This window comes from Sutcliffiella halmapala, from assembly GCF_002019665.1.
GTDB classification, from domain to species: domain Bacteria; phylum Bacillota; class Bacilli; order Bacillales; family Bacillaceae_I; genus Sutcliffiella_A; species Sutcliffiella_A halmapala.
The window spans coordinates 1,142,199-1,157,415 of record NZ_KV917375.1 but is presented as its reverse complement, the minus strand read 5'-3'; the positions used below and the strand labels follow the sequence as shown (position 1 = coordinate 1,157,415).

At 38.1% G+C, this 15,217-nt stretch carries 13 protein-coding genes; 4 read left to right on the top strand and 9 right to left on the bottom strand.

The features are described from left to right. Nucleotides 1-98: 98 nt before the first annotated feature. From ytpR to BK580_RS05505, 3 genes are all read right to left on the bottom strand, one after another. Nucleotides 99-710, bottom strand: coding sequence for a YtpR family tRNA-binding protein (ytpR, locus tag BK580_RS05515; RefSeq protein ID WP_078379362.1), 612 nt, complete (start codon nucleotides 708-710; stop codon nucleotides 99-101). Between the two features lie 21 nt (nucleotides 711-731). Then, nucleotides 732-1,535 carry a DUF1444 domain-containing protein gene (locus BK580_RS05510; RefSeq protein ID WP_408055237.1) on the bottom strand — a complete coding sequence of 268 codons (804 nt, stop codon included), beginning with the start codon at nucleotides 1,533-1,535 and terminating at the stop codon, nucleotides 732-734. Between the two features lie 81 nt (nucleotides 1,536-1,616). Beyond that, nucleotides 1,617-1,844 carry a hypothetical protein gene (locus BK580_RS05505; RefSeq protein WP_078379361.1) on the bottom strand — a complete coding sequence of 76 codons (228 nt, stop codon included), beginning with the start codon at nucleotides 1,842-1,844 and terminating at the stop codon, nucleotides 1,617-1,619. A 364-nt stretch (nucleotides 1,845-2,208) separates the two neighbouring features. On the opposite strand from BK580_RS05505, the gene BK580_RS05500 reads away from it, so the two are divergent. Further along, nucleotides 2,209-6,588 carry a S8 family peptidase gene (locus BK580_RS05500; RefSeq protein ID WP_078379360.1) on the top strand — a complete coding sequence of 1,460 codons (4,380 nt, stop codon included), beginning with the start codon at nucleotides 2,209-2,211 and terminating at the stop codon, nucleotides 6,586-6,588. 175 nt (nucleotides 6,589-6,763) lie between these two features. Here BK580_RS05500 and BK580_RS05495 read toward each other — a convergent pair whose 3' ends face one another. Together BK580_RS05495 and BK580_RS05490 are read right to left on the bottom strand one after the other, a co-directional pair. Continuing rightward, on the bottom strand, nucleotides 6,764-7,075 hold the full coding sequence (locus BK580_RS05495; RefSeq protein WP_078379359.1) for a thioredoxin family protein: 312 nt from the start codon (nucleotides 7,073-7,075) through the stop codon (nucleotides 6,764-6,766). 5 nt (nucleotides 7,076-7,080) lie between these two features. After that, on the bottom strand, nucleotides 7,081-8,094 hold the full coding sequence (locus BK580_RS05490) for a PTS sugar transporter subunit IIC (protein WP_078382653.1): 1,014 nt from the start codon (nucleotides 8,092-8,094) through the stop codon (nucleotides 7,081-7,083). A gap of 210 nt (nucleotides 8,095-8,304) precedes the next feature. Between BK580_RS05490 and BK580_RS05485 the strand changes: the two genes are divergently transcribed. Next, the gene (locus tag BK580_RS05485) at nucleotides 8,305-10,440 is read left to right on the top strand and encodes a methyl-accepting chemotaxis protein (RefSeq protein WP_078379358.1); all 2,136 of its coding nucleotides are present in this window, start codon (nucleotides 8,305-8,307) and stop codon (nucleotides 10,438-10,440) included. 239 nt (nucleotides 10,441-10,679) lie between these two features. Here the strand turns inward: BK580_RS05485 and BK580_RS05480 are convergent, their stop codons facing one another. Then, nucleotides 10,680-11,204, bottom strand: coding sequence for a hypothetical protein (locus BK580_RS05480; RefSeq protein WP_078379357.1), 525 nt, complete (start codon nucleotides 11,202-11,204; stop codon nucleotides 10,680-10,682). 167 nt (nucleotides 11,205-11,371) lie between these two features. Between BK580_RS05480 and BK580_RS05475 the strand changes: the two genes are divergently transcribed. Next, nucleotides 11,372-11,812: a YtoQ family protein gene (locus tag BK580_RS05475; RefSeq protein ID WP_078379356.1), complete on the top strand. Its 441-nt coding sequence runs from the start codon at nucleotides 11,372-11,374 to the stop codon at nucleotides 11,810-11,812. A gap of 18 nt (nucleotides 11,813-11,830) precedes the next feature. On the opposite strand, the gene BK580_RS05470 is transcribed toward BK580_RS05475, so the two are convergent. Next, nucleotides 11,831-12,352, bottom strand: coding sequence for a DUF84 family protein (locus tag BK580_RS05470; protein ID WP_328589040.1), 522 nt, complete (start codon nucleotides 12,350-12,352; stop codon nucleotides 11,831-11,833). A gap of 194 nt (nucleotides 12,353-12,546) precedes the next feature. Beyond that, nucleotides 12,547-13,617: a M42 family metallopeptidase gene (locus BK580_RS05465; RefSeq protein ID WP_078379355.1), complete on the bottom strand. Its 1,071-nt coding sequence runs from the start codon at nucleotides 13,615-13,617 to the stop codon at nucleotides 12,547-12,549. A gap of 342 nt (nucleotides 13,618-13,959) precedes the next feature. Between BK580_RS05465 and BK580_RS05460 the strand changes: the two genes are divergently transcribed. After that, nucleotides 13,960-14,271: a PepSY domain-containing protein gene (locus BK580_RS05460; protein WP_078379354.1), complete on the top strand. Its 312-nt coding sequence runs from the start codon at nucleotides 13,960-13,962 to the stop codon at nucleotides 14,269-14,271. Between the two features lie 93 nt (nucleotides 14,272-14,364). Here the strand turns inward: BK580_RS05460 and BK580_RS05455 are convergent, their stop codons facing one another. Continuing rightward, nucleotides 14,365-15,213 carry a YtnP family quorum-quenching lactonase gene (locus BK580_RS05455; protein ID WP_078379353.1) on the bottom strand — a complete coding sequence of 283 codons (849 nt, stop codon included), beginning with the start codon at nucleotides 15,211-15,213 and terminating at the stop codon, nucleotides 14,365-14,367. Between the last annotated feature and the right edge of the window lie 4 nt (nucleotides 15,214-15,217).

Genomic DNA, 15,217 nt, shown 5'->3' with positions numbered 1-15,217 from the left:
TTTCGTACTTATTGTGTAGAAATTCATTTAGGCAAAAATACCACTAGAATCATTCTAGTGGCATGAAAAGTGAAACGAAATAAGGAGTCAGGCTACCACTACTTCACAAAAGATTCTCCAGCATTATATTCAGTAGAATCTAGTACTAAAATCCCTTTTTCTGTCGGAGCATTTGGAAGATCAAGCTCTTTTGCTGAACAAATCATTCCAGAAGAAGCGACACCACGTAATTCTGCATCTTTAATAAGTAAACCACTTGGCATAACAGCACCTACTTTTGCTACGACCACATGTTGACCCTTGTCTACATTTGGAGCGCCACATACAATTTGCAGGACTTCTGATCCAACATCTACTTTACAAACACTTAATTTATCCGCGTTTGGATGCTTATCCTTTTCCACAATGTGTCCTACAACAAACTTAGGACTTAGATCGGGAGAAAGACTCTCATCAAGTCCGTTTTTCTCAAATGCTGCATTAATTTTGGCAACTAATCCTTCAGTAAGATCAACTAACCCCTGAAATGACTCGGCATCTATATATTTAGACGCTTGAAATAAATTAAAACCTGCAACTTCGTTTGTTTCACTGTCAATAATCTTTGTAACATCGCCATATGTTTTGGCTACTCTATTTTTTAATTCAATATCTTTTATGTAAATTAGGAGCGTGTCTCCAATTCCCTCTTTATTATAAAATACATTCATGATTCATCTTCCTTTCATTCTTTATGATTTATTATTTTTCCCTAATATGAAGATTGGCTCAAGTTCCCCTTCTTCATATAAGAAGGATAAAGCAGTAATTGGTATTTTGCCGTTCACGAAGAAGCTCATCGTTAATTCAGCTAGTACATCATACCCTACCTCATTTTGAATGTCAGCAATAATCAATACATCTTGATGAGGAACCGCCACTGTCATTGAACCTGTTATTCGATGTTTAAAAGTATCTAAAAAAGATTCATTCAATATTCTACTTGCATCATATCCATCATTGGATCGAACAAAATAAAACGTATTCCCTGCAACCGTATCTTCTTTTACATTAGAAGGTAAAGAGCGAACATTAAACATTGCCATCTCTTTTATAGTTTTCTTTTGCAAATTCTCTTTTTCCAATAATTTTTCATCTATTAACTTATACGATTTCCCTAAGTCAACAGCGTAATAAATACGCGTTTCAGCAGTATGTTCATCAAATACTAATGGTATATCATTACTTGATGTAGGAAAAGAAGTTGAACGAATAACTGGGTAAATATGACGCTCGGCACCGTTTAATTTAATGGGCATTTTCATACTAGTTAATGCCTCTTTAACATAGTATACGTATTCTTCTATCGCTTTTTGGTCATCTTCTAGTTCATATTTTGCAAGGACACCTTGAAGGGCAATATTAATTCCTTTGTTGGTTTCCTTATCCTCCACTCGAAGTGATTCTTTCTCTCTATCATATGTAAATATCCAATTTGGATGGGATAGTTTTTCTTCCAAGATTCTTCTGATTTTCTGAACAGTCATTTTCTCCATGAGGAACATTCCCTTCTCATTTTGGTCAACCTTTATTGTACAACAAAAACTGACAACGTGTAATGGGGGAGCCCTGCAATATTACATATCTATTTTTCCTTCTCTACTTTTTCCTTCAAATAGGAAAAAGATACCTGAAAGATCAAATACCGGTACATAAGTCTCATTTTCCATAATAACTTTCCAGTTCATCCTACTTACACATGATTGCTTTATTCTTCTAGGAATACTTTGGTTAGTAGAAAACTCTCGTTTTTCTTTCCCTTCATCCAGTTCTAACGAAAATAGTAAATATAACCTATTGATCACACTCCAATAGTAGTAGTGAAAAGTTTGTTCAAAAACCTTATAGCTGCCGGTATTTTTTCCAACATTTATGCATTTTGGTTTTTTTATCCTACCTAAACCAATTTCCTATCAAAAAAAAGCCATCTCCATCAAAGGGATCATCTTTTGAATATTCTGATTATTTTCTTTGTTTTTCGACACTTTTCTTCTACCCACTTTATTAATCTAATAGTGGCAACGAGAACCACCTACATACAACCAGCTATATTTTAGTGCATGTTCAAAGGTATAGCTAGACTTCTGCCATGAGCTAACAAGCTCTTTTTACTTTAATGAAAGGAGGAAGTTCAAAGTATCGGTTATACCACTTTAAGGGGGATGTTGAATGGGGAAAAAACGTAGTTTAGTAAGATTGTTCAGTATCATTATGTGCTTACTTTTGATTGTGCCAAACTTTACTCCGAACAAAGCAGGTGCCCAGAGTAAAGGCTCTTCGGTTTCTTTTTTAGGTGAATCGAAGGAGGTTATGGCCAATAAAATTCCTGAACGATTAACCAAACAGTTTTCAAAAAACGGGGAAAAAGTTACATTCCTTATTAAATTTAAGGAGCAGGTAGACACCATGGCAGTTGCAAAAGAAGCTTCTGAAGCTGCAGAAGCGAAATCTGTTACTGCGAATCAAGAAAAACTAATGAAAAGAAATGCAATTGTTTCTGAATTAAGAACAACTGCAATTGAAACACAAGCAAATGTAACAAGTTTTCTTAACAAGGAAGTAGAAGCAGGAAATGCAAAGGACATTCAATCTTTCTTCGTCGTAAACGGAATGGCTGTTACAGCTACGAAAGAGGTAATGGAAAAACTAGCTGAATTTCCGGAAGTAGATAAAATTCTACCGAACGAAACTCGCGAGCTCCACCCAACTGTACAAACCACTAAATCCAGCAGTGCTGGCCTAGCTGTTGAGGAGAAGAAACCAGCTGCTGGTTTGGAGAATGTGGAGTGGAATATTGAACAAATCGGGGTGCCTCAAGTTTGGGAGATGGGCATCGATGGTACTGGTACAGTTGTCGCTAGTATCGATACAGGTGTTCAATGGAACCACCCTGCTTTAAAGGAACAATATCGTGGGTTTGATCCAAATAACCCTGATAATGCTAGCCATGAATACAACTGGTTTGATGCAACCGCTAACCAATCTGTTCCATACGATGACAATGGTCATGGAACACATGTGACAGGTACAATGGTTGGTGCGGAACCAAATGGTGCAAACCAAATTGGTGTAGCCCCAGGTGCAAAATGGATTGCCGTTCGTGCTTTCACTGCTGCTGGTGGAACAGATGCTGCCCTATTAGCAGCTGGTGAGTGGATTTTAGCACCAAAAGATGCAAACGGAAATCCAAATCCAGCAATGGCTCCAGATGTAGTTAACAATTCTTGGGGTGGAGGACCTGGTTTAGATGAATGGTATCGTCCAATGGTGCAAGCATGGCGTGCCGCAGAAATCTTCCCTGAATTCTCTGCTGGAAATACACGTGCTGGTAATCCAGGAGGTCCCGGATCTGTTGCTAACCCAGCTAACTACCCAGAATCCTTCGCAACAGGTGCAACGGACATAAACATGCGTTTAGCTAGCTTTTCTTTACAAGGTCCCTCTCCTTATGGAACATTAAAGCCGGAAATCTCAGCACCAGGCGTAAATATTCGTTCTTCCGTTCCTGGCAACGGATATGAAGGCGGTTGGAATGGAACGTCTATGGCTGGTCCACATGTATCAGCAGTCGCAGCTTTATTAAAACAAGTTAACTCATCCTTAACAGTGGATGATATTGCAGAAATTTTAACAACTACTGCAACTCCATTAACTGATTCTACTTTCCCAGAATCACCGAACAATGGGTATGGGTATGGATTAGTTAATGCTTATGACGCGGTATCTTCTATCATCTCTGGATTAGGAAAAATTAAAGGTCAAGTAGCAAGAGATGGTGATGATTCCGAACCACCTACATTTGACCATACGGCTCCTGCTGAAACATATGCAGGTATGAATTTACCACTTAGCATCGATGTTCAAGATAATGTAAGCATTGCATCTGTCACTCTTCAATATACAGATGCAGCCGGTGAATGGGTAAACCTTGAAGCTACTCGAACATCCGGTACTTATAATGATGCCACATTTAGCGCTTCCATTCCGGGAGAAGATATTGTCGAGCCTTCTGTTTCTTACCGTTGGCACATAGTTGACTTTGGCGGAAATGAAGTAACTTCAGATACTTATGAAGTTACTGTTCAACCTGGAATAACACTAGGCTATTCTCAAGACTTTGAAACCGATCCAATTGGTTGGTACTCTTTCGGAGCGGCAAACTCATGGGAGTGGGGTGTTCCAACAAGCGGCCCAGGAGCAGCATATTCTGGTGAAAAAGTATATGCAACTAATCTTTCAGGTGACTATGGGAACAGTGCAAATATGACTTTAGTAATGCCTCCTATCGACTTGCCAGCTGATAGTTCAGCTTATTTACAATTTATGAATTGGCATAACCTAGAAGCACGCTATGATTTTGGTCATGTATTTGTTTCATCTGATCAAGAAAACTGGACTCAGCTTCTACGTTTTGATGGCGTTACAACAGAATGGACAGCGAGAGAAGTAGACTTATCTGAATATGCTGGAGAACGCATCTATATCGGGTTTAATGTAACAACTGACGGCAGTGTTGTTCGACCTGGTTGGTATATAGATGATGTCGTGCTTTCTGACGAGTCGAATGTAGAAGCAGCAGCTTCCAACTCAGCTCAACTTGGAGTTCAAACAGAGAAATCAGTTGCAGTTAAAGAGGTAAAAGTAAATCCTGATAAAATCCACCCTATGAAAACACCAGTAAAAGAAGATGTAAAAAAAGACTCATTACAACCAAACATTCTTCCTTTACATGCACAAGTCTCTGTCTTAGAATCTGGCAGAACAGTTAATACTAACCCAGCAAATGGACAATATGAATTACTTCATGCTGCTGGTTCTTTCACAGTAAAAGCAGAAAGCTATGGATACTACCCTGCTGAACAAACTGTAGAAATTCCGGTAGATGGCGAAGCAGTTGCGAACTTTGTTCTAGAAGAAATTCCACAAGGAACACTTTCTGGAACAGTAAACAACAGCGCAACTGGTGATCCAATAACAAATGCTACATTATTGCTAGTAGAAGATGCCGCGGTTACACCTGTCACAACAGATGAAAATGGAAACTTCTCCATCACTGCTTATGAAGGAGATTATACATTAAGAATTATGGCCCCATCCTTCTATAGTGAAAATGTGGAAGTATCCATTTCAGCGAACGAAGAAACAGAAGTAAACCTTGAACTACGTCCATTCATCGGCTACCCTGGCGAAATAGGTTATGATGATGGAACAGCTGAAAATGCACGTGCCTTCTTTGATGCTGGAAATGGTTGGGCAGTGAAAATGTCTCTACCAGACGGGCAAGAAAGTGCACTTGTAACTGGCGGAGTATACCGCTTCTGGGATACGGAATGGCCAGTACCTGGGGGGACAGCTTTCCAAGTAGCAGTATATGATGCAACTGGCGCTGACGGTGCTCCTGGAAATAAACTTGCAGGACCATTCGACGCAACTGCACTTCGTAATGGAGAATGGACGGAAGTGGACCTTTCTGAACATGGAATCATTGTAGAACAAGACTTCTACATGGTTTATATTCAGTCTCATCCAAACCCGAATACTCCTGGACTTGCAACAGATGAAAACGGACCAAATTCCGGAAGAAACTGGCAGTTAGTAGGAGGCGCTTGGTCGCCATCTCCTGAAGCAGAAGGAAACTACATGATTCGTGCAAGAGTGAATTTTGAAGTCACCGCACCAACCATTACTTCTCCAGCAGATGGCACATTTACAAATGTAGATTCTGTAACAGTAGAAGGAAATGCAGCTCCAACCACTACGGTGCATGTATTAAATAATGGAGAAGAAATTAGTACCACAACTGCAACTGAAGAAGGAACATTTGCAGTAGACGTTAGTCTAGTAGATGGAGAAAACGTCTTAACAGCAAAAGCATCGACAGAAAACGGTACGACTGATGAATCCGAGCCTGTAACGATCATCTTAGATCAAACTGCTCCAGAGCTTGCTATTACTAGTCCAGAAAATGGTTCGAAAACAAATCGTGAAACAACGACTGTAACTGGTACAGTAGCGGATGAGAATCTAGACTTCGTAAAAGTTAATGGTACGAAGGTTTCCGTTGTGGATGGTGCTTTCTCTCACCGGATTTTACTTGATAACGGCGAAAATACCATTAGCGTTATCGCCGAAGACAAAGCCGGAAATAGCACAAACCAAGATGTAACAGTATTTGCAAAATATGATGCTCCAACCATTGAAAACTTAAAACCAACAGAGGATAAGCACTTAAAAGCTGGTGAATCGGTGAAAATCGAATTCAACAGTGAGCCTGGATTACGTGCCACATTCTCGATTCGCATGCCTTTAACCAATACATCCAAAGATCTATACAATAATGACCTCTATAATGCAATAGAGCTTCCATTATTAGAACAATCACCTGGAAAATATGTTGGTTATTGGACAGCAACATCTAATGTAGTTGCTAGCGGAGCTGAAATTGAAGTAAAAGTTTCCGATGAATTTGGCAATGTCACACGCGCCCTTGCAGAAGGAAAATTATTCATCAATGAGCCTGGTACTGCTACTTCGAGTAAAAAGGATTAGTAATTTAATTAATTTTGTTAAAGTATATGATTGATTTTTTGACTAACCTTAGCTGTTGATTTCCGCGAAAGTCGTAGACTTTCGCGGAAATCAATAGCGGCGTTTAACAGAGACATTTAAATAGAAAAAGGATGCTGCGTTTCAAGCATCCTTTTTCTATTTGTAAGCTAATCAATTAGCCTAATGATACTAAAAATCCTTCAATCTCTTCTTGTGTTTTGCGATCCTTACTTACAAAGCGGCCAGCCTCTTCTCCGTTTTTAAAAGCAACAAAACTCGGAATACCAAATACACTTAATTCAGCACACAAATCAATATACTCATCACGGTCCACATAGATAAATGTGTATTCACTAAATTTCTCCATAATTTCCGGTAAAACTGGTTCAATTACTCTGCAGTCTGGGCACCAATCTGCCGAAAACATGAATACCACCTTATCTTCTTTTAGCTGATTAAATTGCTCTAACGATTGTAATTTTTCCAATTAACTTACCCTCCAGTATTAATTTTCATATCACCATATTTAATATAGTCTTTCTTCCTCATCCATTCGGATATTGCTAAACTTACCACAGCAGGACCAATAATGTGAAGTAACAAGACTTTAAACAAGACAGATACGGAAAAACCCATAGAAGCAAATGTCATAATCTGCCCAACAAAGCCACTTGTTCCCATACCTGCTCCCTCTTTAACATTCGTCATCTGGAAGACGGTCGTGCCAATCGGTGCAAATATGATTCCAGCAATAGTCGGAGGTATAAGTATCAACGGATTTTTTATTATGTTTGGTACCTGTAGCATAGAAGTTCCAATTCCAATGGCTAATAACCCTGACACTTTATTCTCTCGATAGCTACTCACAGCAAAGCCAACCATCTGAGCAGCACATCCTATGGTGGCAGCACCTGCAGCAATTCCTTCCAACCCCAGCATCAATGCAATAGCAGCACTTGAAATAGGTGCTGTTAGTGCCCACCCCATTAATACAGCAACAAGTACTCCCATAACAATTGGTTGTTGATCTGTTGCCCACATTATTAATGCACCAAGATTAGTCATTCCATAGTCAATTGTTGGACCAATAAATTTCGCAACTAAAAATCCAGTAGTAATTGTTAAAAAAGGAGTGACTAATATATCGACTTTTGTTTCTTTGGAAACTATCTTACCTATTTCAGCTGCAAATAATGCTGCTATAAAGCTCCCAGCAGGGCCACCTAATTGTGCCCCAGCAGCCCCAGCAATAACGGTTGAAAATAATACGAGTGGTGGTGCCTTTAATCCATAAGCAACAGCAGCACCAATAGCTGGTCCCATTAAGCCCATTGCTAACACACCCATCTCTGTAAACCAAGTCAAGCCCAATTGGTCCCCTATCGTTTTAATAATCAAACCAATAATCAAGGATGAAAATAACCCTAAAGCCATATAGCCTAAGCCATCGATTAAATACACACGAGGTGATAGAGTTATACCCTTATTATGTAAAAAGGATTTCATATTCTCACTCATTTCTGCAAATTTCTTTTCCACAAACTTAATAATAGCTAAATATAGTATCAGCGCAATAGGAAATTCCATTCTTATTTTCATAATCTTTCAAAATCATATTGTGAAATTTGTTGTATTATGTCTATAATTACTTTAAAATATCTGATTTTTGATAAAACATATAAAATCCGAAAAGATATTTTTATTTAGGGGGGTACCATGAAAACAATTCGAGGCAGAGTCAGATTTATTTTATTATCCGCAATTTTTGGACTTATTACTGTATTGCTTTTTAATTTTTTATTTTACTTTACCCAATCAAGTGCAAAGGAACAAGAAGCAGCACTCTTTGAAGCTGCCAGCAAAAGTAAAGATATCAAGTTTACTTTTACAGACACTAGGAAAAATGAGCAGGAATTTTTACGTATACCAAGCTCTGAAACCTCTGAAAAAATCAAAGAAAACCTAACAAGCATTGTTGAAGAATCAGAAAAGTTACAAGGTCAATTTTCAGAATATGACGATTTAGTTACTTTATTTTCTGAAATACAAACGTCCACTACTCATTATTTAAACGAATTTCAGCCTGTAGAAGAATTATATACGGAAATTGGTTTTAGTGAATCAAATGGACTTCAAGGACAAATGAGCAATGCTATGCGAAATCTAACTATTAATGTAAAAGGTGCCAATATTGCTGAATTAGATGCAGTTTTATTAGATCTTCGCCTTTACGAACAGCAATATTTAGCTTCCAAACAAGAAATTAGATATCGGGATTTCAAAAAAACTACCGAAACCTTTCGTACTGTTTTAGCAGAGACTGATCTCTTAGATACCCAAAAAACAGGAATTTTAGATCGCCTTAAGCCATACGAAGAAACAATGGAAAAGTTGTATGAAAACTATACTGCTTCTGTTACATACATCCGTAATTTCGAACAGATTAGTAGTGAAGTCGAAACAAGTGTAAATGACGTGGAAACAAGTGTTACAGCGTTACAAGCTGAGCTTCAACAAGACTTAAACTCAAAATCACAATCAATCATGCTAATGACTCTTATTATTAGTGTTTTATTGCTTTTATTCTTAAGCATTACTGGTTATTTACTAAATAAAAAAATAGCTATCTCTATTCGTTCTCTAAAAGATGGCGCTTCTAAAATTGGCGAAGGAAACTTTGCATATCGGGTTCCTATTACAACGAAAGATGAGATGGCAGATCTTGCTCATACATTTAATGCAATGGCTGAAAAAATGCAGGTATCTTTATTAAAGGTAATGGCAGCTACCGACAAGCTCCATTCCTCTTCTCAAAACCTAGCAGCTATTTCCGAAGAAACGACAGCACAATCGACCGAAGTCAATGAAGCAATTAAACAAGTAGCAATGGGATCCAGTGACCAAGCACGGCATTTAGATGAAAGTACGGAAATACTTTTCCATGTAAAAGAAGCTGTAGAAAAGACAGATCGTTTTAGTAAAGAGATTAAAACACAGGCTGATGGTGCCAAGGTCGTAGGAGATGAAGGATTAACAGTTGTCCAAGATCTACACCAATCATCCGAACAATTCTTGCAGCTTGCCAATCATTTAACAGAACGAGTTCAACAAGCAACTAAGCAATCACAGCAAATTCATTCTATCGTAGCAACAATTCAAGAAATCGCTGAAAATACTGATTTATTAGCACTGAATGCGGCTATAGAATCTGCTCGTGCTGGAGAAGCTGGTCGCGGCTTTGCAGTAGTAGCCCAAGAAGTTCGTAAACTAGCTGAACGTTCTAAACATGAAGCTTTATCAATAAAGAAACTAGTTGCCGAAATGGGTAGTCAAATGAGTAAACTATCCAATGATGCGCTACAATTTAATGAATATCGAGAGCTTCAACAAAATTCTGTACACCAAACCAAAACATCTTTTGAAAAGATTGCTCATAATGTATTAGAAATCAATCTTAAAGTAAATGATGTTCAAGAAGCCATCGGGCAAGTAACACAATCAAATATAATGTTAGAGAAAAAGTTAACAGAAGTTCATTATATCTCAGAAGAAGCTGCAGCGGCATCTGAACAAGTAAGTGCATCAAGTGAACACCAAATCCTTGCAATCGAACAAGTGAACGAAGCTGCACTCTCTCTCTCTGACATTGCAACAGAGTTACAAGAAGAAGTAAGTCAGTTTACTGTAGAGGAAGAAACACATCTTGATGAAACAATCGAAGAACAAGCAGACATAACCCAAGATGATATCGATGAAGTTGACCCTATCGAGGATTCTTCTTATATGAAATCAGGATATGATGAAGTGGCAATTACTACAGAAGATGACGAAGAAAATAATAAGAATAAATAAAAACGGAAAAAAGAGCCTAAATCTCTCAGATTTAGGCTCTTTTTTATAGACAAAGCCCTGTTTACTGTAGGGCAAGGAGTGAGACCCCTTCTAAAAATTCGAATCGAAAGGAGCCCGCGGAAAGCGAACACCTAGTACGGAGATCATCAGGGTGTTAAAAGACGCCACTGTATTTTCAGGGTAAAACCATAGAAAAAAACTAACCATATTAAAATAGGGTTAGCCAAATGTAGTCCTATTTAATTCCCCAACTCTTCCACTATTACAGAAGACACAACATCCATCATCACGTTTGCGCTCTCTTCCATATTGTTTGTGTTTGTTACAGTGGTCATCTTTACCCCACCGACACCAACCGTTATTTCATAGAGTTCATCCTCATTATTATCTATTTCATCAATTATGACATATCCAAACTCACCTTCATTAGAAAATGATTCCGTCACTTCTGGACTATCATAACTTTCAACAGTAGATTGATAAAGTACTTCAGAATCCTTTTGCTCATATGGATTAACGAACAAGATAAATGTTTGGTCTTTATATGTTAATACGATGTTGTTATTTGATTCACTATCTACAGTGTATTGCGGAGGTAAATAGTAGCTGATTTGCCCGCTCTTTTCATTTGCTTCATTATTCTCTTCGCTCAATGATTGTTCTACAGCATTCAACGTTTTTTCTGAAGCCTCTTCAATCGATAAGGAACAACCGCTTAAAACTATAATTGAAAAAACAATAATAACTACTCTTCCCAAGTACAACGCTTCCACTCCTTTAGTACATTATAACTATAAAACAACACTAAACCTATCATACCTATAACTGATTCAAGTTGACAAGGATATTTTAGAATTGTCACTTTATTCTTTATCTATGATAGACTAAATAGAAGGATAATCACAAGAGGTACTATTTGGGAGGGATAAGAATGGAACTTACAGTCTATCTAGCAGGAGAGATCCATACAAGTTGGAGAGAAGAGTTACAAGATAAAGCAAAAGCTTTAGACTTACCTATTCGCTTTGTTGGTCCTATGACCGATCATGATCGTTCTGATACAATCGGCGAATTAATACTAGGCAAGCAAGATAATGCCATAGCGAAAGATGAAGTCGCTTCTCAAATTAATAACTTGAGAACCCAACTACTTATGAAAAAATCCGATCTTGTTATCGCTCTATTTGGAGAAAAGTACAAGCAATGGAATACTGCGATGGATGCTAGCGCTGCACTAACTTTACAAAAACCGTTAATATTAATTCGACCAGAATCATTACATCACCCATTAAAGGAACTTTCGAACAAAGCAAATGTAACCGTTGAAACAGTCAGCCAAGCATTAAAAGTCCTTCATTATATTTACGAATAAAAGCAGGAATTCCTGCTTTTATTTTTGAGCGTATTGCCACTGTCCAATTAGCATTTTACTAACATGCTTAAACATCTCTAGCCTTGTAACTGCCCCATTTGTAAAGATGCCTATTGCACCTTCATGTTTTCTAATATCTTTACTTTGGCAATATTCATCCATTAAATCTCCAAGTTCTTTCCCGGCGAGAACTGCTTCTTTAAAATAATCTGGCAACGCAATTCTTGCTCCACCTGCAATAAATTCTTTTCCTGTGCGGTCCACAAGACCTCCCCAATTACAAACCATGATTTGTGGTGAATCTCCTATTACAATTCCTCCTTCTAATCCAATCGCAAAATCTCCACCACTTTTTAGGAGCGCACCTTTCGCTCGCTGAATGGCGCCGTTTATCGTTTCTTGATCTGATAGTGGCTGGGCACTGACTCCAGAATCCACTTCAAAACTTTCCCATGTGTAGAATATTTCAAGTTCATTTAAAGCTTGGATGACCGCTTCATATTTTGCTGGATTTTTCGATCCAATGGCGATATTTATCATCTAGGTGTCCTTCCTTTCTTAAGAATTCCCATGAAGAAAAGCGGTGAGCACTCCCACCGCTTTTCTTCATGTCTAGTTTCACAGGCTTGCTCCCCGAGGCATAAGCCATTTTTCCTGCGGAGGTTAAGTTCAACCTCCCTCGGAAAACTGACTTATGCTTGTCGGAGCAGGGCGAGCCGCTTTCGCTTTTCTGGTTACCTTGCTCTTATTGCGTCTACTGTTGTTTGGTCTGTTGATTTTACTAGTTTGACGATTAGTTCTCTTGCTGCTGCGTAGTCGTCTACGTGTACAATAGATGCGTGTGTGTGGATGTAACGAGAACAGATTCCCACAACAGCAGATGGTACGCCTTCATTGGAGGTATGGACACGACCTGCGTCTGTTCCTCCTTGGGAAATAAAGTATTGATAAGGAATTTTGTTTGATTCTGCTGTGTCTAAAATAAAGTCTCTCATCCCTGTATGTGTAATCATAGATCGATCATAAATACGTAAAAGTGCACCTTTTCCTAAATGACCAAATTCCTTTTTATCACCTGTCATATCGTTCGCTGGAGAAGCATCTAACGCGAAGAAAATATCCGGTTTAATCATATTAGCTGCTGTTTGAGCCCCTCGTAAGCCCACCTCTTCTTGAACAGTTGCTCCAGAGTATAATACGTTTGGAATGTTTTCTCCTTGAAGATCCTTTAAAAGCTCCACAGAAAGTCCACAACCATAACGGTTATCCCAAGCCTTAGCTAGAATTTTCTTTTCATTTGCCATTGGAGTAAACGGACAGATTGGTACAATTTGTTGGCCTGGTTTAATACCAATTTTCAATGCATCTGCTTTATCATCTGCACCGATATCAATCAACATATTTTTAATTTCCATTGGTTTACTTCGTTTTGCTTCATCAAGTAAATGTGGAGGAATGGAACCCACTACACCAATTACTGGTCCATTATCAGTCATTACTTGAACGCGTTGTGCTAATAACACTTGGCTCCACCAACCACCAAGAGTTTGAAAGCGAAGCATACCATTTTCAGTAATGGAAGTAACCATAAAGCCTACTTCATCCATATGACCTGCGACCATAACTCTAGGGCCTGTTTCATCCCCTCTTTTAATCCCAAAGATTCCACCTAGGCGATCTTGAACCACTTCATCTGAATATTTCTCTAATTCACTACGCATAAAACGACGCACATCATGTTCAAAGCCTGGAGCTCCTTGCAACTCTGTTAAAGTTTTAAAAAGCATTAACGTTTCTTGATTCATAATTTTCATCTCCCATTAATAAATCTAACCTATGTAGATCAATATTTATATTTCGTTAGATTATCGAAATATTTTTATTATTATTGTAACGGACTTTCTCTACTCTTTCCAGCATAAGCATGACATTTCTTTGATTAACGAGTTATACTATAAATTAAGATAGTATAAAGAGAATAACAACACTAAATAATTTCCCTACATTTATGCCATATTATCTTTTTGAGTATCCTAAACAGTCTAGGCACCAGCGCTTCTCTGTATGTATGCCAAGACTCTCGGAAATCCCTATGTAAAGGCTTACTTTTAAAAGCAGGCACGAATATTAGAGAGGATGGTACGACTATGAAATGGAAATCTTTATTACTTGGTGCTGGAATCGGAATTGCTGCTGCTTATTTCTTCACCGAAGCTTCTAAGCAACAAGCCATTAAACCAGAAAAGGCATTAAAAATCGCAAAAGACGCTTTTAAGAAAAAAGGGCCTGTTGATGGATCTTGGATTCAAATGGTACCTGAAACTGTGATAAAACATGACATCACCTACTCGGTGTATCGTGGTGGAATATCGCGCAGAATTAATAATGTATTAGAACAATATGAATTCGTTGTAGACAAAAAAACTGGTGTTCTTCTGGATGTGAATCAACTTAAGTAATAAAAGTGAAGCCGACTCGTTCAGTTATCCGTTGATGCTAAACAGTTTGAGTAAGTGGCTGGTAATTGATTTACCAGCCACTTACTCGTTTTCTTATCTTTCTCTTTCAAGCTTTTCGATGATTTCAAAAGAACGATTCCATTTTACTGTGCGATAATGGGCATCATGATAAAAGGAAAACCAGGCATTTCGTTCAATTCCTTCTTTTATCCACTTTTCTTTCGCATAGATGGACGTCATCGGATAATCATCATAGGCTAGTACCCACAGGGAAGGTGAATGTGCATGTGTGGGCATTAAATCGGCCATATGTAAAAGTACGTCACCCCCTTGAGTCAGCTCAATAATAGAGTGTCCATCACTATGTCCACCAGTATGTATCATTTTAATTCCTTCTAAGATAAGCACTTCATTCTCAAAAGGATATACTTGTTCTTTTATTCCTTGCCAATTCATCTCCCAATAGGTGTTTTTAGAGCGAATATTAGGATTCTTCATTTCTTCCCATTCTATACTGGACACGAAAATTTTTGCATTAGGGAAAAACGGAATGTATTGTTCTTTTTCCTCATCCCATTGACTCAGACCACAAGCATGATCAAAATGTAAATGTGTCATTAGGATCGTATCGATGTTAGATGGTGTTAATCCTAAAGCCCTAAGGTCTTTTTCTATATTGGACTCTTCTGTTACACCAAAATTTCTTTTTTGTTTATCCGACAATTTATTTTTTCCAATCCCGCTATCAATTAAGATGTTTCTTTCTGCGGTTTGCAGGAGAATTGGATCTGTACGGAGTTCAATTTGATTTTGTTCATTTACAGGATATTTTTTTGACCATAACGCTTTGGGCACAACACCAAACATTGCTCCACCATCTAAGTGTGTAACTCCCCCATTAAGCCATGTGAGTTTCCAGTCACCAAATTTTAATGTCTCCACCTTA

What these genes read in the sequence shown, in the direction of transcription:
- ytpR (WP_078379362.1), bottom strand. Translation starts at nt 710, where the DNA reads ATGAATGTATTTTATAATAAAGAGGGAATTGGAGACACGCTCCTAATT.
- BK580_RS05510 (WP_408055237.1), bottom strand. Translation starts at nt 1,535, where the DNA reads ATGGAGAAAATGACTGTTCAGAAAATCAGAAGAATCTTGGAAGAAAAA.
- BK580_RS05500 (WP_078379360.1), top strand. Translation starts at nt 2,209, where the DNA reads ATGGGGAAAAAACGTAGTTTAGTAAGATTGTTCAGTATCATTATGTGC.
- BK580_RS05490 (WP_078382653.1), bottom strand. Translation starts at nt 8,094, where the DNA reads ATGAAATCCTTTTTACATAATAAGGGTATAACTCTATCACCTCGTGTG.
- BK580_RS05485 (WP_078379358.1), top strand. Translation starts at nt 8,305, where the DNA reads ATGAAAACAATTCGAGGCAGAGTCAGATTTATTTTATTATCCGCAATT.
- BK580_RS05475 (WP_078379356.1), top strand. Translation starts at nt 11,372, where the DNA reads ATGGAACTTACAGTCTATCTAGCAGGAGAGATCCATACAAGTTGGAGA.
- BK580_RS05470 (WP_328589040.1), bottom strand. Translation starts at nt 12,352, where the DNA reads ATGATAAATATCGCCATTGGATCGAAAAATCCAGCAAAATATGAAGCG.
- BK580_RS05465 (WP_078379355.1), bottom strand. Translation starts at nt 13,617, where the DNA reads ATGAATCAAGAAACGTTAATGCTTTTTAAAACTTTAACAGAGTTGCAA.
- BK580_RS05460 (WP_078379354.1), top strand. Translation starts at nt 13,960, where the DNA reads ATGAAATGGAAATCTTTATTACTTGGTGCTGGAATCGGAATTGCTGCT.